We start from the raw sequence: 26,574 nt of genomic DNA on the forward strand, positions 1-26,574 counted from the left end.
GGTGACCGGTGCGTGCCCGCAGGTCGTTTCCGCTCCGCGGGGCGGTCCGGGGCTTCGGCCGTTCGGGTCCCACGAGGTGCCGGGTCGGGCCGGGGCGCGCATTCTGGCAGGCGGAGACCGCAGGACGCCGACCTCCGGTGGGGGCGGGCGGCCACGGTCTTCGTGACGTGGAGGGAGCGCAGGTGGGACCGACCGATTCCGGTACGGCGGTGCAGGGGCGGCTGCTGGCGCGGCTGGCGCTGACCTTCCTGCTGGGCGCGCTGGTGGCGCTGGTGGCCGTGGCGGGGCGCGGGGGTCTGCTGATCGTGGCGGTCGGGGTGGCCTGCCTGGCGGCCGCGGCGGCCGGGACCTGGTGGGTGCTGTCGTCCCACGGCGCGCTGCGGGTGGCCGGGGCGCTGATCGCGGTCGCCGCCCCGGTGGCCGTGCTGGTGCTGTACATCCGGGCCGGCCTGTGGCCGGCCGCGCTGCTCTCGGTCGCGCTGATCGCGGCGGCCGCGCTGTGCGCCAGGTCGGCCCTGCGGGTGGGCCGGGAGCCGCAGCGCATGCGGGCGGTCGCGGCCACCGCGCCCCGGCATCCGGTGCTGATCATGAATCCGAAGTCCGGGGGCGGCAAGGTCGGCCGGTTCGGCCTGGTGGCGAAGGCCGAGGCGCTCGGCGCCAAGGTGGTGCTGCTGGACCCGTCCGTGCGGACCGACGTGGGGCGGATGGCCCGCCTGGCCGTGGCCGACGGCGCGGACCTGCTCGGGGTCGCCGGCGGCGACGGGACCCAGGCCACGGTGGCCGCGGTCGCCGCCGAGCACGACCTGCCGTTCCTGGTGATCAGCGCCGGCACCCGCAACCACTTCGCGATGGACCTCGGCCTGGACCGGGACGCCCCCGACCGGTGCCTCGACGCGCTCCGGGACGGCGAGGAGCTCCGTGTCGACCTGGGCACGGTCGACGGCCGGCCGTTCGTCAACACGGTCTCCTTCGGGGTGTACGCGCAGATCGTGCAGAGCCCCGAGTACCGCGACGCCAAGGCCGGCTCCTCCCTCGACGCGCTGCCCGACCTGCTGCGCGGGTACTCCGGCCACCCGCTGGACGCGCGCACGGCGACGGTCCGGCTGGAGGCCCAGCAGGCCCTGCTGATCAGCAACAACCCGTACGCCGCGCCCCACCCCGCGGCCCTGGCGGCCCGCCGGCCCCGGCTCGACCTCGGCACCCTGGGCGTCGTCGGGATCCACGTGGCCAACGCCGCCCAGGCGGCCCAGGTCGCCCTGCGCGGCGCGCGGGCGTCCGGGCTGAACGTCCTGACCTCCCCCCAGGTCGTCGTGGACGCGGACGCCGAGGTGATCCCGGTCGCCGTCGACGGCGAGGCGCTCCAGCTGCCCACCCCCGTCACCTGCGCCATCCGGCCGGGCGCGCTGCGGGTCCTGGTGCCCCGGAACCGGCCCGGCACGCCGACGGCGGCGCCGCCGCTGGACTGGCTCGAACTGCTCCTGCTGGCCCTGGGCCGACCGCGGTCGGCCGCGAACGGAACGGATCGTGCCGATGACTAGCGCCCGCGAGGTGGTCCGCGACCTGGTGCTGCTGGACGGCGCCGTCTACGCCGCGGTGGCCGCCACCGAGACCCCCGCGCTCGACCACGGCCTGCGACGGCTGTCGGCGGCGGCCGACCACTCCAAGATCTCGCTGACCACCGCCGGGCTGCTCGCCCTGCGCCCCGGGCGGACCAGGCGCGCGGCGGTGCTCGGCGTCCTCGCCGTCGGTCTGGCCTCGGCCGGCGCGAACCTGGTGGTCAAGCAGCTGGTGCGGCGCCCCCGACCGGACCGGGCGGCGGCCGCGAGCAGCGCCGAGCGCCACGTGCCGATGCCCTCCTCCCCCTCGCTGCCGTCCGGCCACACCGCCGCCGCGGTCGCCTTCGCCGCCGCCACCGGCTCCGCGCTGCCGGCACTCGCGTTCCCGCTCGGCGCGCTCGCCTGCGCGGTCGGGTACTCCCGGGTCCACACCGGGGTGCACTACCCGGGCGACGTGGCGATCGGCGCACTGATCGGCATCGCCAGCGCCGCCGCAGTCTCGGCCGGCGCCAACCGCTGGCCGGGCACGCCCGCGGCCGTCAGGAGGCCGCCGTCGTGACCGGACCCGACCGCACGGAATCGAGGCACCCGATGTCCGCACCCACGTCCGCACCCCACCGCCCCGGCGGCTCGGGGCACCAAGCACTGGCCAGCGGGGTGGTCGCGTTCGCGGCCGTCATGCTGATCCTCGCCGGGTTCCTGAGCATCTTCCGCGGGATCATGGCCATCGCCGAGGACCCGGTCTTCGTCCGGACGCCGCGCTACGTGTTCGAGTTCAGCCTGGCCGGCTGGGGCTGGGTCCACCTGGTGCTCGGCGTGCTCGCCCTCGGGGTGGCGGTCGGCCTGTTCCGGCTGGCGCTCTGGGCCCGGGTGGTCGGGGTGCTGGTGGCGGTGCTGCTCATGATCACCAACTTCCTCACCGTCCCGTACTACCCGCTCTGGTCGCTGACCCTGATCGCCGTCAACGGCCTGGTCGTCTGGGGCCTGTGCGCCGTGCGCGAGGAGGGTCCGGCGGGCGGTTGAACGCAGCCGGCGGGCCCCGGCCCGGTCAGGCCCCGGGCGGGCCGGGCACGGGGCGGCGCGGCGGCTTGTCCGCGTTCCCGACCGGCCACTTGAGCTCGACCTCCAGCTCGATCTCGCCGTCGCCGACCTCGATCTCGATCTCGCTGCGGAGCTCCTCGGGGATCCGCAGGCTCACCGTCCCCGGGCCCAGCGCCAGCTCGGCCCCGTCGCCGTGCCGCAGTGCGGCCGCGATGGCCTCCAGCATGTCGGCCGCCTCCAGGCGCGACAGGGCGGACTTCTGCTCGAACTTGAGATCCTTCACGTCTTCCTCCAGCTCCCCCGGCCGCCGGCCGGGAGGTACCCCCCTCGGTGGGACCGGGTACCCAGCATCCCGCCGCCGCGCCCGATCGGCGTCCGGAACACGCCGGTCCCGGGCGCCCGGGACCATCTCAGGACCAGGACCGGCTCAGGACCAGGACCGGCTCAGGGCCAGCAGCGCCAGGTCGTCCGCCGCCGTCCCGCCGTGCTGGGCCACGTCCTCGGCCAGGAAGGCGACCAGCTGCTCCGGGGCGACCTCGGCGCGGGCGTGGAACCGGGTGGCCAGCCGGTCGGTGAGGGGGTAGAAGCGGCCCTCGGGGTCGCGGGCCTCGGTCAGGCCGTCGGTGTGCAGCAGGAGGGTCTGGCCGGTGCCCAGCGGGACGGTGGCGGGCTCCGGGGCGGGGCGGCCGCGCAGGTGCCCGAGTCCGAGCGGCAGGTCCTGGCGGCAGTGCACGGTCTGCACCGTGCCGCCGCCCAGCAGCACCGGGTCCAGGTGGCCGCGGTTGACCACGCCGACCGCCTCGGCGCCGGCCCGGTGCTCGACCAGCAGGGCCGTGACGAACAGCTCGTCGTCCCCGCACTCCACGGCGCCGCGCCGCACCTGACGGTCCAGCAGCTCGGCCAACTCCGGCAGCTCGGCGACCTCGTGGGCGAGGGCGCGGAAGGCGCCGAGCAGGTCGGCCACGGTGCGCACCGCCTCCAGGCCCTTGCCCCGCACGTCGCCCAGCAGCACCCGGGTGCCGAACCGGGTCTCGCACAGCTCGTACAGGTCGCCGCCGATCGCCACCTCGGCCTCGGCGGCCCGGTAGCGCCCGGCCGTGCGCAGCTCGCCGACCTGCTCGGGGACCGGGTGCAGCACGGTGCGCTGCAGCGCCTCGCTCACCGTGCGGGCCCGCACCAGGTGCCGGGCCTGCCGGATCCGCTGCTGGGCCAGCATCACCCCGGCCAGCGCGGCCAGCAGGGTGGACAGGTAGACCCACAGGTGGTGGTGCTCGTAGAGGTGCCCGGCGTGCGCGGCCAGCAGCAGCTGCAGCAGCAGCGCGCCCACCCCGGCGCCGGCGGTGACCACCGGGCCGAAGCCGAAGGCGACCAGCACCGGCAGCGCGGTCAGCAGGAAGCCGGCCGCCGTGGCCCGCGGGAAGGACACCTCGACCACCAGGTCGAGCAGGATGAGCAGGACCGGGAGCCAGCGCACCCAGTGCGGCGGGAAGCCGACCTCGCGCTCGGACACCTCGGACCTCCTCGGGAACGGTGGGCGCAGGGAGTCTCCATCGTCGCCCACCGCGGGGCCGCCCGGCCGATGGCCTTCGGCCCGGCCGGGCGGGACCTTGGTCCCGTTCAGCCGGTCAGCGCGACGGGGAAGGACTCGTACCCGCGCAGCACCAGCCGGGCCCGGCGGACCGGCTCGCCGGCCCGGGCCAGGCCGGGGAACCGGTCCAGCAGGGCGGGCAGCGCGGTGGTCGCCTCCAGCTTGGCCAGCTGCGCGCCCAGGCAGAAGTGCGCCCCGCCGCCGAACGAGAGCGGCTGGCTGTCCTTGCGCAGCGGGTCGAAGACGTCCGGGTCCACGTAGCGGGCGCCGTCCCGGTTGGCGCTGCCGAGCAGCAGGAAGACGCCGCCCTTGTCCGGCACCGGCAGGCCGGCCAGCTCCAGCCCGCCGACCAACGGGACCCGGGTGGTCAGCTGCACCGGCGAGTCGTACCGCAGCACCTCCTCGGTGAAGGAGGCGGCCGGGATCCGGCCCTCGCGCAGGCCGGCGAGCGTCCACGGGTGCTGGAAGGCCAGCTCCAGGCCGTTGCCGAGCAGGTTGGTGGTGGTCTCGAAGCCGGCCACCAGCAGCAGCACCAGGTTGGCCAGCAGCTCCTCGTCGGTCAGCCGCGCGTCGGCCCCGTCGGCCGCCTGCACCAGGGCCGAGACCAGGTCCTCGCGCGGGTGCGCCCGGCGCTCGGCGGCGAGCTCGGCGAAGTAGTCGCGCAGCTCCTCGCCGGCCCGGTCGGCGGCGGCCAGCTCCTCCTCGCTGACCAGCACCTCCAGCGCGGCGGTCAGGTCGGTGGCCAGGCCGCGGAAACGGTAGCGGTCCTGCTCGGGGACCCCGAGCAGCTCGCAGATCACGGTGACCGGGAGGCGGAAGGCGAAGGTGTCCATGAAGTCCACCGGTCGGCCGTCGGCACCGCGCTCCGCCAGCTCGTCGAGCATCCGTGCGACCGAGGCCTCGACCGCCGGGGCCAGCAGCGCGACCCGGCGGGCGGTGAAGACGGAGGCGATCAGCGAGCGCATCCGGGCGTGGTCCGGGGCGTTGACCTCCAGGATCGACTTGCTGAGCAGCTGCAGCGAGGAGTGCTCCACGAAGGCCGGCTCGAAGACCTCCCGGCGCGGGGCGTCCGGCACGCCGAACCGGGCGTCGCGCAGCAGCTGGTGGACCGTCGCGTAGTCGGTGGCGATGAGCATGTCGTCCCAGACCGGCACCGCCGGGCCGAGCGCGCGGGCCCGCTGGTAGAGCGGGTAGGGGTCGGCCGCCCCGGCGGGCGACAGCAGGGCGTTGATGATCTCGGTACCTTCGTCCATGACCACACAACCGCCCCTCGCCACGGCGGAGTTCCCGAACCCGTCGGTGCGCCTGCGTAGGCTGGCGGCATGGAGATCTGGATCAACCCGAGATGCACCAAATGCCGGGTGGCGCTCACCGAGCTGGACGCCGCGGGCGCCGAGTACACCGTGCGCCGCTACCTGGAGGACCCGCCCTCGGTGGCCGAGCTGACCGAGGTGCTGGAGCGCCTGTCGCTGGAGCCGTGGGACATCACCCGCACCGACGAGGCGGTGGCCAAGGAGCTCGGGATGCGCGACTGGGGCCGCGCCGAGGCGGACCGGCCGCGCTGGCTGGCGGCGCTGGCCGAGCACCCGATCCTGGTGCAGCGCCCGATCATCACCGCCGACGACGGGCACGCGGTGGTGGCGCGCACGCCCGAGGCGCTGCGCTCGGTGCTGCCCTCGTGAGCGGGGCGGCGGACGGGTCCGGCGCCACCACCTGGATCGCCTTCCTGCGCGCGGTGAACGTGGGCGGCCGGGTGGTGCGGATGGAGCGGTTGCGCGAACTGTTCGGCGAGCTCGGGCTGACCGGGGTCGGCAGCTACATCCAGAGCGGCAACGTCTTCTTCCGGGGTGCGGCCGACCTGGACCGGGCGGAGCTGACCGGCCGGCTGGAGCGCCACCTGGAGCAGGCGCTCGGCTTCCCGGTGCCGGTGCTGCTGCGCACGGCGGACGAGGTGGCGGCGGTGCTGGCGGCCGAGCCGTTCGCCGGCGTCGAGGTCACCCCCGAGGTCCGGCTCAACGTGGTCTTCCTGTCCGAGCCGCTGCCGGCGGACCTGGCGCTGCCGGCCGCCTCGGCCAAGGGCGACCTGGAGGTGGTCGCCGCCACCCCGGGCGAGGCCTTCGTGGTCTGGCGGATCGTCAACGGGCGCCCGCCGGGCAACACCGACGGGGTCTTCGGCAAGCAGTGGCGGGGCCACGGCACCAGTCGCTTCCTGCACACCCTGGAGAAGATCCTGGCGGCGGCCCGCAAGGGCGCCCGCTGACGCCGGGTCAGGCCGCGGGCGGCTCGGCCACCCGGTAGGCGGCGCCGTCCCGGGTGCGCACCAGCAGGCCGGCGATCACCAGGTAGCGGCGCAGCGCCGGGTGGTCGTCGTGCACGGTGTTCAGCGCCTCGTTCACCTCGGGCTCGGTGTACTCCCGGCCCGGGGTGAACAGGGTCCGGGCGAGGTGGGTCAGCAGTTGCTCGCGGCGCGCCGCCTTGCGGGGAACGCAGACGAGTCGGCCGTGCGAGAAGAGCGAGGATACGTCGGGCATGTCCGCAGCCTGACCGGCCGCCGCCCCTTCGGGCAAGGGGATTTGCGCCGGCCGGCCGGGCCGCGGAGCGGGTCAGGCGCCGGTCATCCGGGTCGAGACGCCGGTCAGCAGGGCCAGGTCGGCGGTGGCGAGCGAGCTGAGGTCGTTCTTCACCGCGGCCGCGTCGGGCTGCTTGGCGGAGGCGTCGGCCACCAGCGTGCCGGCGTGCTTCTGCACGTCGGCCAGGGTGTCCTCGACGCTGACCGGCAGCGGCGGCAGCACGCGCTGCAGCGGCCCGCCGCTGAGCACCTGGACCGGCGCCGCACCGCCTACCGCGGGCACGGAGGGTGCGCCCGGCAGCGGGGGAACGGCCGGTGACGACGGCAGCGCGGGCGCCGACGGCGAGCCGGGGACGGCGGGCAGCGGCACGGCGGCCGCCGGCAGCGCGGACTTCAGCTGGTCCGAGGCGGTGCCCAGCTCGCCGAGCCCGGCCTTCAGCGCGGCCGGGTCCACCGGCGTGCCGGCGGCCGGAGCGGCGGCCCTGGTCAGCTCGTTCACCTTGGCCAGCACCGCGCCGAGCTTGCCGGTGACGTCCAGCACCTTGGCCGGGTCGGGGGCCGCCACCGCCGGCTGCACCGCCGGGTGGCGGTCGGTCGCGGCGTGACCGGCGGCGATGCCGGTGGTGACGGCGATGCCGCCGGCCAGCGCGGTGCTGAGCAGGAGCGTGGTCCATCTGCTGTGCATGGAGTGGTTCTTCCTTCCAGTGGTTCGGGGCCGTGACGGCCTGTCTCCACCTTGGGCACTCCCGGTCACCGTGCGCGCGGCCGAGTGGTCCGAACGTGCGTCAACTCCGGCGTGCCGCAGCCGGGCTCGGCACCGGAAGTCGGCCGACGGACCGTCAGTCGACGCCCGGGGTCGGCGCGGCGCCCCACAGCTCCTGGGTGCACCGCGCGTAGACCGCCTGCCAGTGCGGCCACTGGCGGGCCGTCAGGTCGTCGCACTCGGCCAGCAGCGCCTGCACCTGCTCCTCGGCCACGCCCTCCAGCAGCCAGGCCAGCGCGTCGGGCGCGCCGGGCCCGTCGGCCAGTCGCAGCAGGTCCAGCAGCTCCCCCAGGGTGCCGACCCGGGACTGCGCCGAGAGCAGCTCGGCCATCACCGGCAGCACCTGCTCCTCCTCGATCCGCAGGTGGGTCTCCAGCCGTGCGGCCAGCTCCTCCACCGCGTAGGCCACCGGCCAGGCGCTGGCGGGGTCCCGGGTGGCGACCCGCATCAGCGTGGTGGTCCGGGTGAACGAGTGGTCCAGGTTGTGGTGGTCGTCCTCCAACCAGTTGACCAGCAGGCGCAGCTCCGGGGCGAACCGGCGCAGCAGCGGCCACAGCCGCACGTCCTGCTGCTCGTGGTGACAGGTGAGCATGGCGGTGAGGAAGTCCCAGTGCCGCTGCAGCGCCTCCGCACTGGCCTCGTCCCCGGGCTGCAGCAGGCGCAACGCGGTGGGGATCCGGGCAAGGTCACGGCGGAGCGCGGCGTGGACCAGGCGGAGGCCGGCGAATCGGACGGGTCGCACGGCCACCGCCGCCTCGCTGGGGCCTCGCTGGGCGGGGACGGACAGGAGATGGGGCTGCATGGCACTCTCTTTTGGACTGTCATGACGGGGACATCGGCTGCCACCCCGTTCCCTGGAAGGGGTGATGCCGGGGTCCAGCTTGCTGACAGTCGATCAGAGCCGAATCAATGCCCGATTGCCGTGCAGGTCAGAGCGGTGCACGGGACGAATCGGGCGCTGCTGACAGTCCGTCCACCAGCCCGCGGAGGGCTCGTCAGGGCGCCGTGGGGCCGGCCATGTTCTGGGTCAGCCACTGCAGGGTGTCCGGGATCATCTTCTTGAAGTGCGAGGTGAGGTGCTTGCCGCCGGGCTGCTCGTAGTAGTCGATCTTCAGCGGCGGCACCGCCTTGGCCACCCAGGACTTGACCAGCTTCACCTCGTCCGGCGTGGCCCCGCCGGCGGTCGCCAGCATCCGCACGTCGGCCTTGCCCTGACCGACCAGCACGTCCGGGCTGTTGGCCAGGCGCTCGGTCTCGTGGCCCTTCCAGAACGAGGAGTCGGGGTTGAAGTAGCCGTCGATCGGCACCGCGGCCTTGAACTGGTCGGGGTACTCCAGGGCCAGCTTGGCGCTGCAGAACGCACCGGTGGAGGCGCCCATCAGCCCCCAGCCGTCGCGGCTGCGGAGGGTGCGGAAGTTGGCCCGGACGAAGTCCGGCACGTCCTGCGCCATCCAGGTGCCCATCTTCGGCTGGCCCGGGATGTCGCTGCAGTCCAGCGTCTGGCTCTCGTTGGAGACCAGGTTCTGCACCGGCATCACCATGATGAACGGGTGCGCCTTGCCCTGCTTGACCAGCTCCTCGTCGGCCACCTGGATCGGCAACTGGTCGTCGGTCCAGGTGTTGTAGCCGTTGCTCTGGCCGCCGGCGTACAGGGTGAGCACCGGGAAGCCGTAGGTCGCGTACTTGGGATCGTTGTACTCCGGCGGCAGCCAGACCCAGACCTTGCCGCTGACCCCGGACTTCTTGCCGGTCAGCGTGGTCATCAGGATCGGGCCGGCCGCCGTGTCCCGGGCCTTGGTGAGCGGGGTGGCCGGCCCGGTGGGCATCAGCACCTTGCCGGTCGAGCCGGGCGAGGCACTGGCCGGGGCGGCCGAGCCGCTCGGACCGCCGGACGCGGCGGCCCCGGGCGTACCGGCCGCCGGCTGCCCGCCGGCCCTGGTGTCACTCCGGCTCGCACTGGAGCCGCACCCCGCGAGGGTGGCGGCCAGGGCCAGTACGGCGGCGGTGGAGAGGGCTGCGCGGGAACGGGCGAACGGCGGCTGCACGGCGACACTTCCGGTGGGTGGGGTGGGTCCGGGCGGCGCCGGTCCCGGTCGGGGCAGCGGCGCGCGGTCTGGCTGATCCTATGACGTGGTCCGGACCTGTCGCGGTTGCGGCCCGGCGGCCCAGCGCCCAACGTTTGGTACGTGTTTGGCAAAATCCCGTCGATCGGCGGGGGCCGGTCGGCGGGGTCGCGTCCACCCGGCGGCGACCGGCTCCACCCGTAGGGCGGACCCCGCGGTCAGGGCAGCAGCCCGAGCGCGGTGAACGGCTCGGTCAGCACCCGCTCCAGCACGGGCACCGCCGACGAGCGCACCAGGGTCCGGGCACCGAACTGGGCCGGCACGATGTCCCGCACCACCCCGGCGCCGCGCTGGCTGCGCCCGGCCACCTCGGCCCGCAGCTCGTCCAGGTACTCCTCGGCCACCAGGATGCCGCCGGCCAGCACCACCCGGCTCGGGTTGAGCAGGTCGACCATGGTGGCGATCGCCCGCCCGGCCCGGCGGGCCCGGCGGCGCAGCAGCTCCTGCGCCCGCTCGTCACCGGTCCCGGAGCCGGCCGGGCGGGCCGCGGCCACCAGCCGCTCCAGGTCGAGCGCGGGCCCGGCGCCGACCGCCGAGGCGGGTTCCAGCACGCCGGCCGCGCGGGCCTCGGCGACCAGCGCGATGTCGCCCGCGGCGGCGCTCAGGCAGCCGGTGCCGCACTGCGGGCAGCGCACCGCCGGATCGTCGGTGGCGGGCAGGTGCTCGATGCCGCCGGCCGCCGCACCCGGGCCGCGGTGCACGGTGCGGTCGACCACGATCGCCGCGCCCAGCACGTTGCCGATGTAGACCAGCACGAAGTCGTCCACCTCGCGGCCCACGCCGAACCAGAGCTCGGCCCGGGCGATCGCCCGCACCGTCTGCTCCAGCAGCACCGGGCCGGGCAGCCGGTCGGCCAGTTCGCTCAGCAGCGGCACGTTGCGCCAGCCCAGCGGACCGTGCTCGACCACCAGGCCGCGCGCGCCGTCCACCCAGCCGCCGATGCTCACTCCCGTGCCGAGCAGCCGGCGCCCGCCGAGCCGCTCGTCGAGGAAGGCGCGCACCCCCTCGGCGGCCTGCGCGGCGATCCGGGCCGGCGTCAGTTCGGCGGTGGCGCGCGGGTGGGCGAGTTCGCGCTCGGCCAGGATCCGGCCGTCCAGCGAGACCAGGCCGAAGGTGGTGCGCAGCAGGCCGATGTGCACGCCCAGCGCCACGGTGCGCTCGGGGTCCAGCCGCAGCGGGACCCGCGGGCGGCCCTGGGTGGGTTCCACCGGGGCCAGCTCGCCGAGCAGGCCGGCCTCGATCAGCGCACTGGTCAGCTTGGTGACGCTGGGTGCGGACAGACCGGTGTGCCGGGCGATCTCGGCCCGGGAGACCGGACCGTACGCGAGCACCGCGCGCAGCACCGCGGAGGCGTTGCCCTGCCGCATGTACTCGCCCCGCTGGCCGCTGGTGATCAGGCCCTGGGGCTGCTGCTTGGTCACGGTGTGTTCGCCTCCTCCGGGGCACTCTACCGCCCTGACCGGGGCCCGATTTTCGGACATTCGGCCTGCTCGTGCCGCGATCCGCGGACGGTCCGGCACTCCCGACAAGGTCCGCCCCGCGACGCGCCCGCCGCTCGGTGCGCTCCTACCAGTGACACCGTGCGCGCCGCCCGGAGATCATCGAGCTCCCTGTCCCCCACTCCGAGGAGCACCGATGTCGCAGATCGCCGTCGTCACCGGGGCCGGCACCGGCGTCGGCCGGGCCGTCGCCGTGGAGCTGGCCCGGGCCGGCTGGCAGCTGGCGCTGGCCGGGCGCCGGGCCGAGCCGCTGCACGCGACCGCCGGGCTGACCGGCACCGCCGCCGCGGTGATCCCCACCGACGTCACCGACCCGGCCGCGGTGGACGCGCTCTTCGGCGAGGTGGCCGAGCGGTTCGGCCGGGTCGACCTGCTGTTCAACAACGCCGGCAGCTTCGGCCCGGCCGTCCCGGTGGAGGAGCTGGCGGTGGCCGACTGGCGGGCCGTGGTGGACCTCAACCTGACCGGCGCCTTCCTGTGCGCGCAGGCCGCCTTCCGCCAGATGAAGGGGCAGCGGCCGCAGGGCGGGCGGATCATCAACAACGGCTCGATCTCCGCCCACGTGCCGCGCCCGCACTCGATCGCCTACACCGCCACCAAGCACGCGGTCTCCGGCCTGACCAAGTCGCTCTCGCTGGACGGGCGGCCGTACCGGATCGCCTGCGGGCAACTGGACATCGGCAACGCCGCCACCGACATGACCGCCGCGATGAGCGTGGGGGTCCGGCAGGCGGACGGCCGGATCGCGCCCGAGCCGACCATGGACGTGGCCGACGTGGCCCGCACCGTGCGGCACATGGCCGAGCTGCCGCTGGAGGCCAACGTGCAGTTCGCCACCGTGATGGCGACCGCGATGCCGTACATCGGCCGCGGCTGACGGCCGGGGCCGGTCCGCCGCACCGGCCCGCCCCGGCCCGCACCGGCCCGCACCAGCCCGCACCAGCCCGCACCAGCTCCCACCGGCACCGTCCGCCCCGGCCCGCACCGGTGCGGGCGGTGCCGAAACGTTTCTGCACCGGCCCGTCAAGACCCCCTCGACCAGGCCTTTTACCTTGGACTTGACGATATTTGACATCCCGTGTTTGATCGGGAGCGACACTGGTACCAAGGGGGCGGGATGGCACTGGTCGGCACTTCCGGCGCACTGGAACTTCGCCATCTGCGGTCCTTCCTGATGGTGGCCCAGGAGCTGAACATCACCCGGGCCGCGGCCCGGCTGCACCTGGCCCAGCAGGCGGTCTCGGTCCAGATCCAGCAGTTGGAGCGGGCCCTGGGCACCGAACTGCTGGTGCGCGGCTCGCGCGGGGTCACCCTCACCGCGGCCGGCCTGGAGCTGGCGGACGGGGCCCGCAGCGTGGTCGGCGAGCTGGACGACCTGACCGAGCGGCTGCGCGCGCGCTCCGAACAGCAGCAGTCGCCCGCCGCCGCGCACCGGGCGGTTCAGGAGAGCGCGCGCCGCCGCCCGGGCACCAGCCGCGGCGCGACCGGCAGACCGAGCAGCGCCAGAGCCTCCTGATAGGCCGTCATGGCCTCGTCCTGTTGGCCGAGTTCGGCCCAGGAGTCGCCGAGCCGGCGCCAGATCACCGCCACCGACCGGTCCTGGTCGACGGCCCGGGCCAGCAGCGCGCGGCAGCGCCGCAGATCGCCCTCGCCCAACTCCGTCTCCCCCTCCAGCAGCCGGGCCCGGCCGCACACCAGCGCCACCGCCGCCCGCTCGCGCCAGAGCTCGTCGCTGGCCCCGTCCAGCAGCGCCCGCCCCCGCTCGGCCCAGTCCAGCGCCTCGACCGGATCGCCGAGTTGGACCAGCACCTCGCCCAGCAGGCAGACCACGTCCAGCACTTCGCAGACCTTGGCGCTCTCCCGCAGGATCCGGTACGCGGTGCGCAGCAGGTCGACCGCGGCACCCGGCTCGCCGCGGGCGATCATCACCATCGCCAGGTTGCTGCGCAGCATGCCCTGGTGGCGGGTGTTGTCCGCCTCGGCCATCAGCGCCAGCGCCCGTTCGGCGAGCTCCAGCGCCTCCTCGTGCCGGCCCTGCTCGCGGGCGATCAGCGAGCTGTTCCACTCCACCGCGCCCAGCGCCACCCGCGATCCGGTCGAGCGGGCCAGCGGCATCAGCCGGTCGGCCAGCAGCTTCGCCGAGGTCAGGTCGCCGCGCATCACGTAGCAGCTCATCAGGGTGGATCCCAGCTGCAGGTGCTCGTCCAGCGGCGCCGCCCCGGCCGCGGCCAGCTCGCGCAGCGCCCGCTCGCCGAAGTCCACGCTCATCGCCTGGTCGCCGACGTCCCGGTAGCTGCGGCACAGCGCCACCGCGAGCAGCGCCCACTCCGCGCCGCCGACCTCGGTGGCCGGGTCGGCGAGCAGGTCGCGGTACTGGACGATCGCCTCCTCCCGCCGGCCCAGCTTCTCCAGCGCCCAGGCCCGGCCGCAGCGGGCCCGGCGGGCGGTGGCCGGATCGGCCGGCGGGTCGGCCGCCAGCACCTGCTGGAAGATCGCCAGCGCTTCGCCGTCACCGCCGTTGCGCAGCGCCAGTTCGGCGAAGGCGGTGTCCAGTCGGAGCGTCACAGAGTCCCCCCTACGGGCAGCCGCCGTCCCCCGGGCGGAACCTGCCAACGGTTTGCCCCAGGCTACCCCTCAGGACTTCTGCCAACCATGGGGTTCAGGACCCCGACCGCGCCCCGGCGTGCACTCCGGTGCTTTCCGGCACCTGAGGGCACCGGAGCGCACCGGCACTGCGTCAGCTCGGCCGCCTGACGGTGGGTCAGGAGGCGATCGGGCGGGCCATCGCGCGCAGCGGGGCGGCACCCGCCAGGCCGGCGGCGGCCAGGCCCAGCCGGTAGGCGCTCATCGCACTGTCCGAGCGGCCCTGGCCCAGCCACAGGTCGCCCAGCGCCCGCCAGGCCTCGGCCAGGTCCCGGCCCGAGGACAGCCCGTGCTCGCCGGAACCGAGCAACTGCTCGACCCGGGCCAGCGCCTCGGCCGCCTCGATGCCGCGCCCCTGCAGCCAGCGGGCCTCGCCCAGCTGCAGCCAGGCCCGCACCGCGACCCCGGTGGGCCCGTCCCCGGCCAGCTCCAGCGCCCGGTGCGCGTGCCCGGCGGCGGCGGCGAGCTCGTCCAGCAGCAGCGCGACCCGGGCCAGGTTCAACTCGCAGCCGGCCCGGTCCGCCGGTCCGCCCGGACCCGCCAACTCCCGGGCGGCCGCCACCAGGTACGCGCGGGCCCGGGCCGGGTCCGGCTTCGGCTCGTCCAGCAGCAGCGCGCCGTAGCCGGCCTTGAGCAGCCCGCAGAGCCGACCCAGCTCGTCCGCCGCAGGCAGCGCCAGCGCCCGCTCGTTCAGGGTCAGCGCGAGGGCCGTGTCGCCGCCCGCCCGGGCCCGCCGGCCGGCCTCGCGGAAGGCGGCCGCACGCGCCGCGGTGGTGGTGCCGCGCTCCGCCCAGGGCAGCAGCAGGTCCGCCAACTCCCGGGCGTGGGCCAGCAGGCCGGCCCGGTGGTAGGCCTCGATCAGCGCCACGCCGAGGCCCAGGTGGTCCTCGGTGGGCCCGGCGAAGACCTCGTCCAGCGCGGCCAGCGCCGCCGTCCCGGTCTCCACCGCGCTGGCCGGCTCGCCCGCCAGCAGGTGGCAGCGGCACCGCGCGACCGCCAGCCGCAGCCACTGGACCGACCCGGGGCCCGGGTTGGGCTCGCGGCCGAGCGCCTGCAGCTCGGCCAGCGCCTCGACCGGCCGGCCGAGGCGCTCCAGCGCGTCCGCCCGGGCCTGCCGGACCCGGCGCACGGTCTCGGCGGCGGGCGGCGGCTGCTCGGCCAGCAGTTCCTCGCAGCCGGCCAGTGCCGCCGGGTACTCGCCGTCCCGCAGGGCCAGTTCGGCCACGGTCAGGCGCAGCAGCAGCTCCCGCTGCCGCTCGCGCTCCCGGTCGCTGTGCTCGCCGGTGCGCAGGTACTCGACCGTGCAGCCGAGTTCGGTGGCCAGCCGGCGCAGGATCACCGGGGTGACCGGCCGCTTGCCCGACTCCAGCAGCGACAGGTAGCTGACCGACATTCCCTCACCGGCCAGGTCGCTCTGCTTGAGCCCGCGCTCGCGGCGCAGGTCCCGCAGCCGGCGGCCGATCTCCGTGGTGGCGTCCTGCGCGGATTCCATGGTCGTCCTTGCGTTCGATCGTCCCTGGCCCTGCCCGGCACCGTGGGCTGACTTGACTCCATTGTTTACAGGATTGACAACGCCTCTCCAAGTGTTCGCACGCACTCGGTGACGAAAACGACGGGTCGGGCCCCGAAGCCCCACGGCTTCCGGGCCCGACGGGGCGGTGCCGCACTACTGCTGCACGAACACCGCAACGGTACGGGCGGGGACTATGAAGGATCCTGAATCGGTCTGGAACCGGGCCTGCTTGACCACCGGGTCGGCGCCGCCGGCCTGCACCGGGTGCAGCCGCTGGTCACTGCCGGCCAGCGCGGGCAGCACCTGGGTCTGGCTGCTCGGGGTGGCGTTGAAGACCACCGTGAGCCCCTTCTCGGCACCGGGCAGCCCGGTGCCGTCCAGGTGCATGGTGATCACCCCGGGGACCTCCGCCGCGGTGCCGGAGAGCGGGAAGCTCACCCGGCGCTGCACCTCGGCCGTGCTGGCCAGGGTGAACAGCGGCGAGGCCTGACGGATCCGCAGGAAGTCGGCGAACTGCGCCGCGGTGGCGTCCATGTCGGAGCACCCGACCACCAGGCGCGGGTCGTCGAGCAGCTGCTTGGCGGTCGGCCACATCGACTGGTTGTCGGCCGCCGGCGGCAGTCCGTGCGCCCAGCCGTTGCCGTCGCAGCCGCCCGGGCCGGTCCAGTGGATCGCGTTGAACCAGTCGCCCGAGTTGAACGAGTTGCTGTCCAGCGACTTGGAGCGGAGCAGGTCGCTGCCGGCCACCGAGAAGCCCGGCCCCTGGGTGAGGGCGGTCAGCGAGAGGCCGAGCGCCTGCATCCGGGCCCGGTCCGCGGCCGCCGTGCCGGTCGGCAGCTTGAAGGCCAGCGCGTCGAACAGGTCGAGGTTGTCGTGCGCGTCCAGGTACTCCACCGCCTCGCCCGGTGCGGCCGCGTAGCCGGTGGGCGAGCCGTTGTAGTCCACGCCCGCGCCGGTGACGGCCCGGCCGGCCGAGTCGGTGAAGCGGTAGCCGGCCAGGTTGCCGGTCAGCCCCACCTTGATCTGGTCCATCTGGTGCAGCAGCGCGGCCTTCTGCTGCTCCGGCGAGCCGTTGGCCGGGTCGCCGTTCGGGTCGGTGTACAGGCCCGAGGCGAAGCCCTGCTGCGGGGCCGAGGAGAGCATGAAGTTGCCGCCCCGGCCGGCGTCGCGCACCCGGTCGTTGAAGGTGGCGATCCCGGTGCCGGCCATGTTCTGCTGGGTGGCCTGCTCGAACCGGGCGTTGTTCGCCACCACGCCGAAGTTCCAGCCCTCGCCGTAGAGGAACTCGGCCGCGCCGTCCACGCCGTCCTTGCGGACCGTCAGCTTCCGCAGCGCGGACTGCACGTCGAGCATGGTGGCCTTCGGGTCCAGGCCCATCAGGTCGAACCGGAACCCGTCCACCTTGTACTGCTCGGCCCAGGTGGTCACCGAGTCCACGATCAGCTTGTCCATCATCGCGTGCTCGGGCGCGGTGTCGGCGCAGCAGCTGTCGGTGGTCACCGCGCCGCTGTCGCTCAGCCGCTGGTAGTAGCCCGGCACCACCTTGTCCAGCACCGAGGTGTCGGCCTGGCCGGCGGCGGCGGTGTGGTTGTAGACGACGTCCAGCACCACCCGCAGGCCGGCCTGGTGGATCGCCTGCACCATCTGCCGGAACTGCGTGGTGCGCGCGGTGCCGGTGGGGTCGGTGGCGTACGAGCCCTGCGGCACCGTGTAGTGCAGCGGGTCGTAGCCCCAGTTGTAGGCGTCGTCGGCGGCCACCTGCTGGATGCAGGCCTGCTGCTGGTCGCCGTCCTTGGGCAGCGCGGACAGGTCGCAGGGCGGCAGCTGCTGCTGCGCGGTCGGCGGGACGGAGGCGTTGTCGAAGGTGGGCAGCAGGTGGATGGTGGTGATGCCGGCCTTGGCCAGCTCGCGCAGGTGGGTCATGCCGGCCGACTGCGACTCGGTGAAGGCCAGGTAGCTGCCCCGCTCGGCGGCGGGCACCGTCTGGTCGGCCGCCGAGAAGTCGCGCACGTGCAGTTCCTGGATCTGCTGCGCGGTCGCCGGGATCGCGGCGGGCAGCTGCTGCTGGTCCCAGCCGGCCGGCTTGGTCGAACGGTCCGTCAGGTCGGCCACCAGGCTGCGCTTCGAGTCCGGCGAGAGCGCGACCGAGTAGGGGTCGGTGACCGTGTTGACCACGACCTGCTGCACGCTCGGCGCCCAGACGGTGACCTGGTAGGTGTAGTACTTCCCGTCCAGTTCACCGCGCGGGCGGGTCAGCGACCAGACGCCGGAAGCGTCGTCGCGGTGCATCGGCACGGTGCGCGGCGCACCGCCCGTCGCGGCGTCGTAGACCTGCAGCGAGACCTGCTGCGCGGTCGGCGCCCAGAGCGAGAGCGACACCTGGCGGTCCCACGGCCACCACCAGGAGCCCGACCCGCGGTACACCGGGCCCAGCGCGGCCGCGGCCGCCCCGCTCGCGTAGCGCGCGTCCAGCACGCCGGGCAGCTGCACCCCGGTGGCGGCCAGCAGCGCGCCGTTGGGCAGGTGCTCGGTGAACAGCAGCTGGTCGCGCAGCGCGGCCGGCACCCGGTCCTGGTCGCGGCGATCCACCGTGAAGGCACGGTAGCCGGCCAGGTTCGGGTACTTCTGCTTCTGCGCCGCCGTCAGGCCGGCCGCCACCGGCGTGAGCCGCAGCCACTGGCCGGGCTTGCTCAGCACGCCCTTGGCCACGGTGAGCCCGCCGGCCGGGTCGTAGACCAGCTGGGCGCTGGCGCCGCCGGCCAGTGCGGCGTCGCCCGCGCCGTAGCCCGGCGGGACCACCACGGTGTCCGCGTCGATCCACTGCGCCTTGGCCGTGCCCGGGTCCAACTGGGCACTGGTGCTGGCCACCTGCGGCAGCAGGTAGCCGCTCTGGCCGCCGGTCACCCAGACCTCGTGCCCGTAGGTGGCGAAGTCGAGCGACTGGTCGTCGGGCAGGTCCTTGGTGTCGCCGTTGTGCAGGATGTAGCTCAGGCTGGTCGCGCCGGCGGCCAGCGGGACCTCGAAGACCTCGCCGAAGGCGTCCTGGCGGGCCGGCGGCAGCGGGTGGCTCCAGTCGGTGGGCGCGGCCGCGCCGGTCCAGTCGTGCAGGCCCCAGCCGGCGTAGTTGCCGTCCGCGCGGTGGTAGTGGATCACCGCGGTGTTCGGCGCCGGGGTGCTGGTCGGCCCGGGATCGGCGGTGTAGACGGTCGGGTCGCCCTCCTTGACCCAGACCTCGCCGGTGGCGCCGACGTCGATGTGGCGGTCCGTCGACACGTCCTTGGTGCCGTTGTTCTCCACGACGAAGCCGACGTCGGACGCGCCGCTGTTCAACTTCACGTAGGCGAAGGCCCCGTAGGCGTCCCGGCCGACGAACGGGTGGCCGGCCGGCCAGCTGGTCCCCTCGCCGTCCGCCAGGTCGCCCCAGGCGTAGAGGTTCCAGCCGTCGTAGTCGCCGTCCTTGCGCTGGTAGTGCACCACCGCGTACGGGCGGGCGGCCGCGGTCGGCGGGGCCGGCGGGACCGGCGTGCCGGTGGTGAAGGAGGCGGTCGCCGCGCGCAGGTGGCCGGCGTCGTCCTGGACCACGGCCTTGTAGCGGACCGTGGTGCCCGGCGCGGTGCCGGTCAGGTCCAGGGTGACCTTGTCGACCCCGGAGTCGGAGGTGCCCAGCAGCTGCCAGGGACCGTTGCCGATCTGCGCGGCGTAGCCGACCCGGTGGAAGTCGCCGCCGGGCACGGTGGCGCCCAGGGTCACCTGGCCGGTCGCGCCGTCGGCCGGTGCGGTCAGGCCCAGCGCGGGCGCGGCGGCGGACGGCGCCAGCCGGTCCGCCGCCTTGAACACCACCGAGGACAGCGCGGGCACGGTGACGGTGACCTTGCGGTCGGCGCCGCTGGTCAGCCGGGCGCCGGTGCCCGGGTAGATCCGGTCGAAGCCGGCGCCGGCCGAGAAGGTGTCCAGCGTGACGGTCTGCGCGGTGCTCGCGTTGTTCACCGCCACCAGGTACTCGACCTGCTGCTTGGCGTCGATCCGGGAGAACGCGTACACCCCGGGGCCGTCGGCCGCGTACCGCTCGACCTGGGCGCCGTCGGCCAGCGCCGGGTTGGCGGCGCGCAGCTTCGCCAGGTCGGCGATGCCCTGGTACAGCGGGCCGTCCTGCCCGTACCGGTCCACCGCACCGGCCGTCCCGCCGATCACCGGGTCGCTCGCGTAGGACGCCGTCCTGGTCGCGAACATGTCCTGCCGGGCGTCCTTGTCGCCGCCCGCGCCGGTGAAGCCCTGCTCGTCGCCGTAGTAGACCACCGGCTGGCCGCGGGTGAGGAACTGCAGCTGGTCGGCCAGCCGGTCCTTGGCCAGCAGGGTGGCGTCGTCGGCGCCCGGGTTGTCGGCGCGCAGGAAGGAGCCGATCCGGCCCATGTCGTGGTTGCCGGTGAAGGTCGGCAGCTCGTAGGCGTTGGTGTCGGCGGAGGTGTAGCGGTAGTCCTGCGCGTACAACTTGGCCAGGCTCTGCGCCGAGCCGCCCTGGGAGGCGAACTGGCGGGCCGCGTCCTGGAACGGGAAGTCCAGGGTGGCCTGCAGCTTGCCCTTGGTCACGTACGGCGAGGTGACCGTCGGGTCGGCCGAGTAGACCTCGCCGAACATGAAGAACTTGTCGTTGCCGTGCTCGGCCGCGTAGCTCTTCAGGGTCGGCGCCCACTGCTGCCAGAACGCCATGTTGACGTTCTTGACGGTGTCGATCCGGAACCCGTCCACCCCGGTCTGGCGCACCCAGGTCTGGTAGACGTCCTCGAAGCCCTTCACCACCTTCGGGTTCTGGGTGTCCAGGTCGTCCAGGCCGGAGAAGTCGCCCTCGGTGCCGGACTCGCCGGCGAACGTGGAGTCGCCCCGGTTGTGGTACAGCGTCGGGTCGTTGAGCCAGTCCGGCTTCTTGACCCCGGGCTGGGTCACCACGGGCGTGTAGGGGAAGGAGTTCGCGGTCAGGTCGGGGAAGGCCGAGTTGTGGTTCACCACGTCCGCGTCGGCGGCCGCGGTCTCGTCGACCGGCGCGCCGTTCCTGTCCAGCGTCGGGTAGGCGCCGGTGGAGCGGTAGGCGTGGCTGCCCTCGGCGTCGTCGATGACGTCGGCGGTGTGGTTGGTGATGACGTCGAAGAAGACCTTGATCCCGCGCGCGTGCGCCTGCCGGATCAGCTCCTTGAGCTGGTCGTTGGTGCCGAAGTGCGGGTCGACCTGGGTGAAGTCGGTGATCCAGTAGCCGTGGTAGCCGGCGGACGCGTCCGCCCCGGTGCCCTGGACCGGCTTGTTCTTGAAGATCGGCGCCATCCAGATGGCGGTGGTGCCCAGGTGCTGGATGTAGTCCAGCTTGTCGATCAGGCCCTTGAGGTCGCCCCCGTGGTAGAAGCCCTTGTCGCTGGGGTCGAACCCGTTCTGCAACCGGGTGCCGGTGATGCCGCCGGTGTCGTTGCCGGTGTCGCCGTTGGCGAACCGGTCCGGCAGCACGAAGTAGTACTGCTCGCGGGTCAGGTCGTGCCGGTCGGCCTGACCGGCCACCGTCCGGTCCGAGGGCGGCGCCGGGGTGGCGGCGGCGGCCCTCGGCGTGACGGTGGCGAGGCCGGCCGCGGTGAGCGCCGCGGCGAGCAGTGCCCCCGTCCGGCCGGATCTGGATCTGGGGGTGCTCCTGGGGGCAGGACGGAGCGGAACAGCGGCCACAGCGGCTCCTTGCCGGGCTCGTCGTCGTCGGGTGGCTGGACGCTAGCGCGCTGAAAACGCTTTCAGCAAGATGCAGAAACAGGATTCACGCCCCCTGGCGGGACCTCGCCGACCCCCCTGTCCACCCGGACCCCCGCCTCGCACCCCCCATTGCGAACGCGTAACAATGGAACGCATGTGTGTCCCTCCGACGCGCCTCCACCGCGCGTTCCGCAGCGCCTCCCCCGCACTGGTCGGGGAGGATGCCCTAGGCCTGAGGGAGGACTGCCGGTGAAGAATCCACGACCAGAGGATGATCGGACGGCCACAGATCGTCTGGCAGACTTCTCGTCCATGGGGGAACCGACCGAGATCCAGACGCCGGGCCGCGACGATGCCGCCCGCGCCCGCACCGGTGGTTCCGTCCAGGACCAGGGCCTTTCCTCGACCCGGGCGGTGGACGGAACCGGTGGCAGCACCGCACTGACCGGCGCCGGGCCCCTGCGGCGGCGCATCACCGCCCAACGACTGCGCCCGGCCCGCCCGCGGCTCTGGTTCGAGCTCGCACTGATCGGCGTCAGCTACTGGCTCTACTCGCTGGTCCGCAACGCGGTGCCCGAGCAGGCCGTGATCGCCCAGCACCACGCGAACTGGGTCTGGCACCTGGAGCAGCACCTCGGCATCGCCGTGGAGCGCTCGATCAACCAGGGCGTCAACTCGGTCACCTGGCTCATCGTCGGGATGAACTACTACTACGCGACGCTGCACTTCATCATCACCATCGCGGTGCTGGTCTGGCTCTACCGCAGCCACCCCGGCCGGTACGCGGCCAGTCGCACGGTGCTCTTCATCACCACCGGCTTCGCCCTGGTCGGCTTCTACTTCTTCCCGCTGGCACCGCCGCGGCTGGCCGGCTACGGCTTCGTCGACACCGTGCTGGTCCACCACACCTGGGGCTCGCTGGCCTCCGGGGCCGGGGCCAGCGTCTCCAACCAGTTCGCCGCGATGCCCTCGATGCACATCGGCTGGTCCACCTGGTGCGGGCTGACGGTCTTCTTCCTGGCCGAGCGCACCTGGGTGCGGGCGCTGGGCCTGCTCTACCCGGCGGCCACCCTGATGGTGATCGTCTCCACCGCCAACCACTACTGGATGGACGCGGTGGGCGGCCTGGTCTGCCTGGGCGTGGGCTTCCTGGCCACCCGGCTGGTCTACCACCGCTGGGCCTACCAGTTCCCGCAGATCCCGGCCGCCTGGCAGGCCGCCGCCCAGCTGCCCGAGCAGCGGCTCACCGCGGTCGGCGCCACCCGCCGGGACTGAGCCGCCCGCCGCGACCGGCGCCCGCTCACCCGTAGAACAGCCGCTCCACCACCGCCCTGGCCCGCCGGGTGGTGCGCCGGTAGTCGTCCACGAGCTCGCCGCTGTGGCCCTCGCCGTACCCCAGGTACCGGGCCACCCCGGCGAGCTCGCGCGGTTCGTTCGGGAAGCTGTCCCCGGCCCGCCCGCGCACCAGCATCACCGCGCTGCGCACCCGGGAGGCCAGCACCCAGGCGGCGTCCAGCACCGCCGCGTCCTCCTCGTCCAGCAGCCCCGCACCCGCGGCGGCCAGCAGCGCCCGCCGGGTCCGGGTGGTGCGCAGGCCCGGCACCTCGTGCCCGTGCTGCAGCTGGAGCAGCTGCACCGTCCACTCCACGTCCGCCAGGCCGCCGCGGCCGATCTTGGTGTGGGTGGTCGGGTCGGCCCCGCGCGGCAGCCGCTCGCTCTCGACCCGGGCCTTGATCCGGCGGATCTCCAGCAGATCGCCCTCCGGCACCCCGCCGAGCGGGTAGCGCAGCGGGTCGATCAGCTCGCGGAACCGCTCCCCCAGCTCCGCGTCGCCCGCCACCGGCTCGGCCCGCAGCAGCGCCTGGCTCTCCCAGACGTGCGACCAGCGCGCGTAGTACGCCCGGTACGAGCCCAGGGTGCGCACCAGCGGGCCCTGCCGGCCCTCCGGGCGCAGGTCGGCGTCGACCAGCAGGGCGGGCTCGGTGGCCGGTGCGGCCAGCAGGGTGCGCAGTTCGTTGCAGACCCAGCGGGCGGCGGCGGTGGCGTCCTGCTCGGTGCCGGGCAGCGGCTCGTGCACGAAGAGCACGTCGGCGTCCGAGCCGTAGCCCAGCTCCCGGCCGCCGAACCGGCCCATCGCGATCACCGCGACGGCGGTCGGGAACGCCTCGCCGTGCTGCTGCTCCCACTCGGCGGTGCAGGCGGCCAGCGCGCCGGCCAGGGTGGCCGCGTTGAGGTCGGTCAGCGCCGCCGCGGCGGCCTCCAGCGCCTGCGCCGGGTCGTCGCCGAGGCGGCCGAGCAGATCGGCCGTCGCCGTCCGGAACAGCTCCCGGCGGCGCACCGACCGGGCCGCCGCCACCCCCTGCGCGGCGTTCGGCGCCCGGCCCACCGCGGCCCGGACCTCCTGCTCCAGCGCGGTCCGCCCGCGCGGCACCAGGCCCTGCGGGTCGCCGAGCATGGCCACCGCCTCGGGCGCGCGCAGCAGCAGGTCCGGGGCCAGCCGGCCGGCCGAGAGCACCCGGGCCAGTCCCTCGGCCGCCTCGCTCTCGTCCCGCAGCAGCCGCAGGTACCAGGGGGTCCGGCCGAGCGCGTCGGACACCTGGCGGAATCCCAGCAGTCCGGCGTCCGGGTCGGCGGAGTCGCTGAACCAGGCCAGCATCACCGGCAGCAGCGTGCGCTGGATCGCCGCCTTGCGGGACACCCCCGCCGCCAGCGCCATCAGGTGGCGCAGCGCGGCCGGCGGGTCGGCGAAGCCCAGCGCCTGCAGCCGGGCCTCGGCCGCCCGCGGACTCATCGCCGGGGTGCCCGGGGTCAGTGCCTCGCCCGCCGACAGCGAGGCGACCGCGGCCAGCAGCGGGCGGTAGAAGAGCTTCTCGTGCAGCCGCCGCACCTCCAGCGCGTGCCGCTTCCACTCCCGCTCCAGCGCCGCCACCGGATCGGCCCGGGTGTCGTCGTTGATCATCGTGGTCAGCGACCGGGCGAGCCGGCGCAGGTCCGCCGGGTCGGTGGGCATCAGGTGGGTGCGGCGCAGCCGGAACAGCTGGATCCGGTGCTCCAGCGAGCGCAGGAACCGGTAGGCGGCGTCCAGCGAGGCCGCGTCCGCCCGTCCCACGTAGCCGCCGGCCGACAGGGCCCGCAGCGCGGCCAGGGTGTTGCCGCTGCGCAGCGCGGGGTCGGTGCGGCCGTGCACCAGCTGCAGCAGCTGGACCGAGAACTCCACGTCGCGCAGCCCGCCCGGGCCCAGTTTGAGCTGGCGGTCCAGCTCGCCGGCCGGGATCGCCTCCACCACCCGGCGGCGCATCCGCTGCACGTCCGCCACGAAGTTCTCCCGCTCGGTGGCCTGCCAGACCATCGGGTCCAGCGCCGCCAGGTACGCGTGCCCGAGCTCGGTGTCGCCGGCCACCGGACGGGCCTTCAGCAGCGCCTGGAACTCCCAGGTCTTGGCCCACCGCTGGTAGTACGCGACGTGGCTGGCCAGGGTGCGCACCAGCGGGCCGTTGCGGCCCTCGGGGCGCAGGTTGGCGTCCACCGGCCAGATGGTGCCCTCCCGGGTGGTGTCCGAGCAGAGCCGCATCATGGCCGAGGCCAGCCGGGTGGCGGCCCGCAGCGCGCGCTGCTCGTCCACCCCCTCGCGCGGCTCGGCGACGAAGATCACGTCCACGTCGGAGACGTAGTTGAGCTCGCGGCCGCCGCACTTGCCCATGCCGATCACGGCCAGCCGGCAGGCGTCGGCGGCCTCCGGCTCCTGCTCGGCGGCGATCTCCAGCGCGGTCCGCAGCGTGGCGCCGGCCAGGTCGGCCAGCTCGGCGGCGGTCTGCTCCAGGTCGGTGGTCCCGCTCAGGTCCCGGGCCGCGATGGTGAGCAGGCAGCGGCGGTAGGCGGCGCGCAGCGCGTCGGCGGGCGCGCCGTCGTTCGCGCGCACCCGCTGCTCCAGCTCACGGCGGAAGTCGTCGGTGCCGGGGTGGATGTCGTGCAGCTCGAACGTGTCCAGCGCGTGCCAGTCCCGCGGGTGGGTGGCCAGGTGGTCGCCGAGCGCGGCCGAGGCGCCGAGCACGCCGAGCAGGCGGTCGCGCAGCGGTTTGGCGGTGGTCAGGGTGTCCCGCAGCACGTGCCGCTCGCCCTCGCCGAGCGCCTCCAGCAGCCGGGCCAGGCCCAGCAGGGCCAGGTCCGGGTCGGCGGTGGCGCCGAGCGCGTCCAGCAGCACCGGGTCGTCGGCCAGGCCGGCCAGTGCGGGGGCGGCCAGTCGCCGCACCGCCGCCTCGGGATCGCCGAAGCCCCGGCGGACCAACCGGTTCTCGGGCCTGCTGATGCGGCTGCCGCCGGCCGTCATACGGGGCTCCTCACTGCCGGTCTGATGATCAGTTGGATCAAGCCTAGGCTTTCGGGGCCATCGTTCCCGGCCGCGCGGCGGTGACGCACCGCCGGGAGGATCCGTTAGGCCTAGGTGACCTCCTCCCCGGCCTCCCGGGACGCCCTGCCGGCCCTGACCGGGCTGCGGTTCTGGGCCGCCCTGCTGGTGGTGCTGTACCACCTGTCCCGCCGCTTCGGGCCGCTGCCGCTGCTCGGTCCGCTCACCTGGTACGGCCGCGACGGGGTGACCCTCTTCTTCGTGCTGTCCGGCTTCGTGCTCGCCTGGACCTACCACGGCTCCCCGGTCGGCCCGCTGCGCTGCTACCGGCGCCGGCTGGCCCGGATCTGGCCGCTGCACGCGGTCACCACGGCCGCCTCGCTCGCGGTGTACGCCGCGCTCGGCGCCGCGGTGCCGCTGACCGCCGGACTCTGGTCGCTGACCCTGCTGCACCCGTGGCTGCCGGCGCTGGCCAAGGGCGGCAACCCGGCCTCCTGGTCGCTCGGCGACGAGGCCTTCTTCTACCTGCTGCTGCCCTGGCTGCTGGTGCTGCTCGGCCCGCGCCGGCGCTGGTGGCGGCCGCTGGGGCTGCTCTGCGCACTGGCCGGTCCGCTGCTCTGGTCGGCGGGCGCGCTGGTGGCCGACCCCGCGCTGCGCTGGTGGGCGCTGGACTACCTGCCGCTCGCCCGCCTCCCGCAGTTCCTGCTCGGGGTGCTGGCCGCGCTGGCGGTCCGCAGCGGCCACCGGCTCGGCGGCGCCCGCTGGTGGGCGCTGGGCGTGCTGTCCTGGCACGCGGTGCTGGTCCCGTGGTCCGCCGCCGCCCCCGACCAGGCCTGGTACGGGCCGTACAGCGCCGCGCAGCTCTTCCCGGCGCCGCTCTACGCGGGCCTGATCACCGCGCTGGCCCGCCCCACGGGCCCCGCGCTGCTGGCCTCCCGCTGGGCCCGGCGGCTGGGCCACTGGTCGTTCGCCTGGTACCTGTGCCACGAGATCGTGCTGCGCTGCTGGCCCCCCGGGCACGCCGTGCTGGGCCGGCTGCTGCCGGCCCCGCTCGCCCTGGCGCTGGCCGGCGCGCTGCACCACCTGGTGGAGGCACCGGCGGAGCGCCGGCTGCGCGGCGAGGGCCGCCCGGTCGGCGGCACGGCGGCGGACAGCACCGCGGTCGTCACCGCAGCGGTGGACAGCACGGCGCCGTCGGCCACCGCGGTCGCGG

Annotated in this window: 21 protein-coding genes; 9 read left to right on the forward strand and 12 right to left on the reverse strand. The window is 74.7% G+C overall.

What is annotated here, in order from left to right:
• Window positions 1-182 precede the first annotated feature (182 nt).
• The 3 genes from ACFW1A_RS18725 to ACFW1A_RS18735 are packed head-to-tail and all read left to right on the forward strand — an operon-like array spanning window position 183 to window position 2,579.
• Entirely contained in the window at window positions 183-1,538 is a 1,356-nt protein-coding gene (locus ACFW1A_RS18725; RefSeq protein ID WP_380410190.1) for a diacylglycerol/lipid kinase family protein, read from the forward strand.
• Complete coding sequence (locus tag ACFW1A_RS18730) at window positions 1,531-2,115, forward strand: phosphatase PAP2 family protein (RefSeq protein ID WP_380410191.1); 585 nt, start codon at window positions 1,531-1,533, stop codon at window positions 2,113-2,115. Before ACFW1A_RS18725 ends, ACFW1A_RS18730 begins: the two co-directional genes overlap by 8 nt.
• A 32-nt stretch (window positions 2,116-2,147) precedes the next feature.
• Window positions 2,148-2,579: a hypothetical protein gene (locus ACFW1A_RS18735; protein ID WP_380410192.1), complete on the forward strand. Its 432-nt coding sequence runs from the start codon at window positions 2,148-2,150 to the stop codon at window positions 2,577-2,579.
• A 25-nt stretch (window positions 2,580-2,604) separates the two neighbouring features.
• Here ACFW1A_RS18735 and ACFW1A_RS18740 read toward each other — a convergent pair whose 3' ends face one another.
• From ACFW1A_RS18740 to ACFW1A_RS18750, 3 genes are all read right to left on the reverse strand, one after another.
• Window positions 2,605-2,880, reverse strand: coding sequence for an amphi-Trp domain-containing protein (locus ACFW1A_RS18740; protein ID WP_380410193.1), 276 nt, complete (start codon window positions 2,878-2,880; stop codon window positions 2,605-2,607).
• 144 nt (window positions 2,881-3,024) lie between these two features.
• A complete protein-coding gene (locus tag ACFW1A_RS18745) occupies window positions 3,025-4,107 on the reverse strand; it encodes a PP2C family protein-serine/threonine phosphatase (protein ID WP_380410194.1) in 1,083 nt (360 codons plus the stop codon).
• Window positions 4,108-4,214: 107 nt separating this feature from the next.
• Window positions 4,215-5,438, reverse strand: a complete 1,224-nt coding sequence (locus tag ACFW1A_RS18750) for a cytochrome P450 (RefSeq protein ID WP_380410195.1) — start codon at window positions 5,436-5,438, stop codon at window positions 4,215-4,217.
• Between the two features lie 69 nt (window positions 5,439-5,507).
• On the opposite strand from ACFW1A_RS18750, the gene ACFW1A_RS18755 reads away from it, so the two are divergent.
• Both ACFW1A_RS18755 and ACFW1A_RS18760 read left to right on the forward strand, forming a co-directional pair.
• Entirely contained in the window at window positions 5,508-5,867 is a 360-nt protein-coding gene (locus ACFW1A_RS18755) for an arsenate reductase family protein (protein ID WP_380410196.1), read from the forward strand.
• The gene (locus tag ACFW1A_RS18760) at window positions 5,864-6,445 is read left to right on the forward strand and encodes a DUF1697 domain-containing protein (protein WP_380410197.1); all 582 of its coding nucleotides are present in this window, start codon (window positions 5,864-5,866) and stop codon (window positions 6,443-6,445) included. The genes ACFW1A_RS18755 and ACFW1A_RS18760 overlap by 4 nt, the downstream gene beginning before the upstream one ends.
• A gap of 7 nt (window positions 6,446-6,452) precedes the next feature.
• Here the strand turns inward: ACFW1A_RS18760 and ACFW1A_RS18765 are convergent, their stop codons facing one another.
• The 5 genes from ACFW1A_RS18765 to ACFW1A_RS18785 form a co-directional block, all read right to left on the reverse strand.
• Window positions 6,453-6,716, reverse strand: coding sequence for a DUF2087 domain-containing protein (locus ACFW1A_RS18765; protein ID WP_380410198.1), 264 nt, complete (start codon window positions 6,714-6,716; stop codon window positions 6,453-6,455).
• Between the two features lie 72 nt (window positions 6,717-6,788).
• A complete protein-coding gene (locus ACFW1A_RS18770; RefSeq protein ID WP_380410199.1) occupies window positions 6,789-7,439 on the reverse strand; it encodes a hypothetical protein in 651 nt (216 codons plus the stop codon).
• A gap of 154 nt (window positions 7,440-7,593) precedes the next feature.
• Window positions 7,594-8,319, reverse strand: coding sequence for a hemerythrin domain-containing protein (locus ACFW1A_RS18775; protein ID WP_380410200.1), 726 nt, complete (start codon window positions 8,317-8,319; stop codon window positions 7,594-7,596).
• 193 nt (window positions 8,320-8,512) lie between these two features.
• A complete protein-coding gene (locus tag ACFW1A_RS18780) occupies window positions 8,513-9,562 on the reverse strand; it encodes an alpha/beta hydrolase (protein WP_380410201.1) in 1,050 nt (349 codons plus the stop codon).
• Window positions 9,563-9,798: 236 nt separating this feature from the next.
• Window positions 9,799-11,061 (reverse strand): ROK family protein, encoded by a 1,263-nt coding sequence (locus tag ACFW1A_RS18785; protein ID WP_380410202.1) that lies wholly within the window; start codon window positions 11,059-11,061, stop codon window positions 9,799-9,801.
• 214 nt (window positions 11,062-11,275) lie between these two features.
• On the opposite strand from ACFW1A_RS18785, the gene ACFW1A_RS18790 reads away from it, so the two are divergent.
• Both ACFW1A_RS18790 and ACFW1A_RS18795 read left to right on the forward strand, forming a co-directional pair.
• Entirely contained in the window at window positions 11,276-12,016 is a 741-nt protein-coding gene (locus ACFW1A_RS18790; protein ID WP_380410203.1) for an SDR family oxidoreductase, read from the forward strand.
• Window positions 12,017-12,256: 240 nt separating this feature from the next.
• Complete coding sequence (locus ACFW1A_RS18795) at window positions 12,257-12,655, forward strand: LysR family transcriptional regulator (protein WP_380410204.1); 399 nt, start codon at window positions 12,257-12,259, stop codon at window positions 12,653-12,655.
• Here ACFW1A_RS18795 and ACFW1A_RS18800 read toward each other — a convergent pair.
• The 3 genes from ACFW1A_RS18800 to pulA form a co-directional block, all read right to left on the reverse strand.
• Window positions 12,580-13,704, reverse strand: a complete 1,125-nt coding sequence (locus ACFW1A_RS18800) for a tetratricopeptide repeat protein (protein ID WP_380410205.1) — start codon at window positions 13,702-13,704, stop codon at window positions 12,580-12,582. The two genes, ACFW1A_RS18795 and ACFW1A_RS18800, sit on opposite strands and share 76 nt — an antisense overlap.
• 196 nt (window positions 13,705-13,900) lie before the next feature.
• Window positions 13,901-15,274, reverse strand: coding sequence for a helix-turn-helix domain-containing protein (locus ACFW1A_RS18805; RefSeq protein ID WP_380410206.1), 1,374 nt, complete (start codon window positions 15,272-15,274; stop codon window positions 13,901-13,903).
• 174 nt (window positions 15,275-15,448) lie between these two features.
• On the reverse strand, window positions 15,449-20,995 hold the full coding sequence (gene pulA / locus ACFW1A_RS18810; protein ID WP_380410207.1) for a pullulanase-type alpha-1,6-glucosidase: 5,547 nt from the start codon (window positions 20,993-20,995) through the stop codon (window positions 15,449-15,451).
• 333 nt (window positions 20,996-21,328) lie between these two features.
• On the opposite strand from pulA, the gene ACFW1A_RS18815 reads away from it, so the two are divergent.
• Window positions 21,329-22,291, forward strand: coding sequence for a phosphatase PAP2 family protein (locus tag ACFW1A_RS18815; RefSeq protein WP_380410208.1), 963 nt, complete (start codon window positions 21,329-21,331; stop codon window positions 22,289-22,291).
• A 25-nt stretch (window positions 22,292-22,316) separates the two neighbouring features.
• Here ACFW1A_RS18815 and ACFW1A_RS18820 read toward each other — a convergent pair whose 3' ends face one another.
• Window positions 22,317-25,343, reverse strand: coding sequence for a bifunctional [glutamine synthetase] adenylyltransferase/[glutamine synthetase]-adenylyl-L-tyrosine phosphorylase (locus ACFW1A_RS18820; protein WP_380410209.1), 3,027 nt, complete (start codon window positions 25,341-25,343; stop codon window positions 22,317-22,319).
• A gap of 114 nt (window positions 25,344-25,457) precedes the next feature.
• Between ACFW1A_RS18820 and ACFW1A_RS18825 the strand changes: the two genes are divergently transcribed.
• On the forward strand, window positions 25,458-26,574 hold a 1,117-nt coding region (locus ACFW1A_RS18825; RefSeq protein ID WP_380410210.1), incomplete at its 3' end, for an acyltransferase family protein.

Origin of the sequence: Kitasatospora sp. NPDC058965 (genome assembly GCF_042741245.1) — a bacterium.
Taxonomy (GTDB): domain Bacteria; phylum Actinomycetota; class Actinomycetes; order Streptomycetales; family Streptomycetaceae; genus Kitasatospora.

Coding starts and splice junctions, on each gene's coding strand:
- ACFW1A_RS18730 (WP_380410191.1), top strand. CDS start 1,531: ATGACTAGCGCCCGCGAGGTGGTCCGCGACCTGGTGCTGCTGGACGGC.
- ACFW1A_RS18735 (WP_380410192.1), top strand. CDS start 2,148: ATGTCCGCACCCACGTCCGCACCCCACCGCCCCGGCGGCTCGGGGCAC.
- ACFW1A_RS18750 (WP_380410195.1), bottom strand. CDS start 5,438: ATGGACGAAGGTACCGAGATCATCAACGCCCTGCTGTCGCCCGCCGGG.
- ACFW1A_RS18755 (WP_380410196.1), top strand. CDS start 5,508: ATGGAGATCTGGATCAACCCGAGATGCACCAAATGCCGGGTGGCGCTC.
- ACFW1A_RS18765 (WP_380410198.1), bottom strand. CDS start 6,716: ATGCCCGACGTATCCTCGCTCTTCTCGCACGGCCGACTCGTCTGCGTT.
- ACFW1A_RS18770 (WP_380410199.1), bottom strand. CDS start 7,439: ATGCACAGCAGATGGACCACGCTCCTGCTCAGCACCGCGCTGGCCGGC.
- ACFW1A_RS18775 (WP_380410200.1), bottom strand. CDS start 8,319: ATGCAGCCCCATCTCCTGTCCGTCCCCGCCCAGCGAGGCCCCAGCGAG.
- ACFW1A_RS18790 (WP_380410203.1), top strand. CDS start 11,276: ATGTCGCAGATCGCCGTCGTCACCGGGGCCGGCACCGGCGTCGGCCGG.
- ACFW1A_RS18795 (WP_380410204.1), top strand. CDS start 12,257: ATGGCACTGGTCGGCACTTCCGGCGCACTGGAACTTCGCCATCTGCGG.
- ACFW1A_RS18805 (WP_380410206.1), bottom strand. CDS start 15,274: ATGGAATCCGCGCAGGACGCCACCACGGAGATCGGCCGCCGGCTGCGG.
- ACFW1A_RS18815 (WP_380410208.1), top strand. CDS start 21,329: ATGGGGGAACCGACCGAGATCCAGACGCCGGGCCGCGACGATGCCGCC.
- ACFW1A_RS18820 (WP_380410209.1), bottom strand. CDS start 25,343: ATGACGGCCGGCGGCAGCCGCATCAGCAGGCCCGAGAACCGGTTGGTC.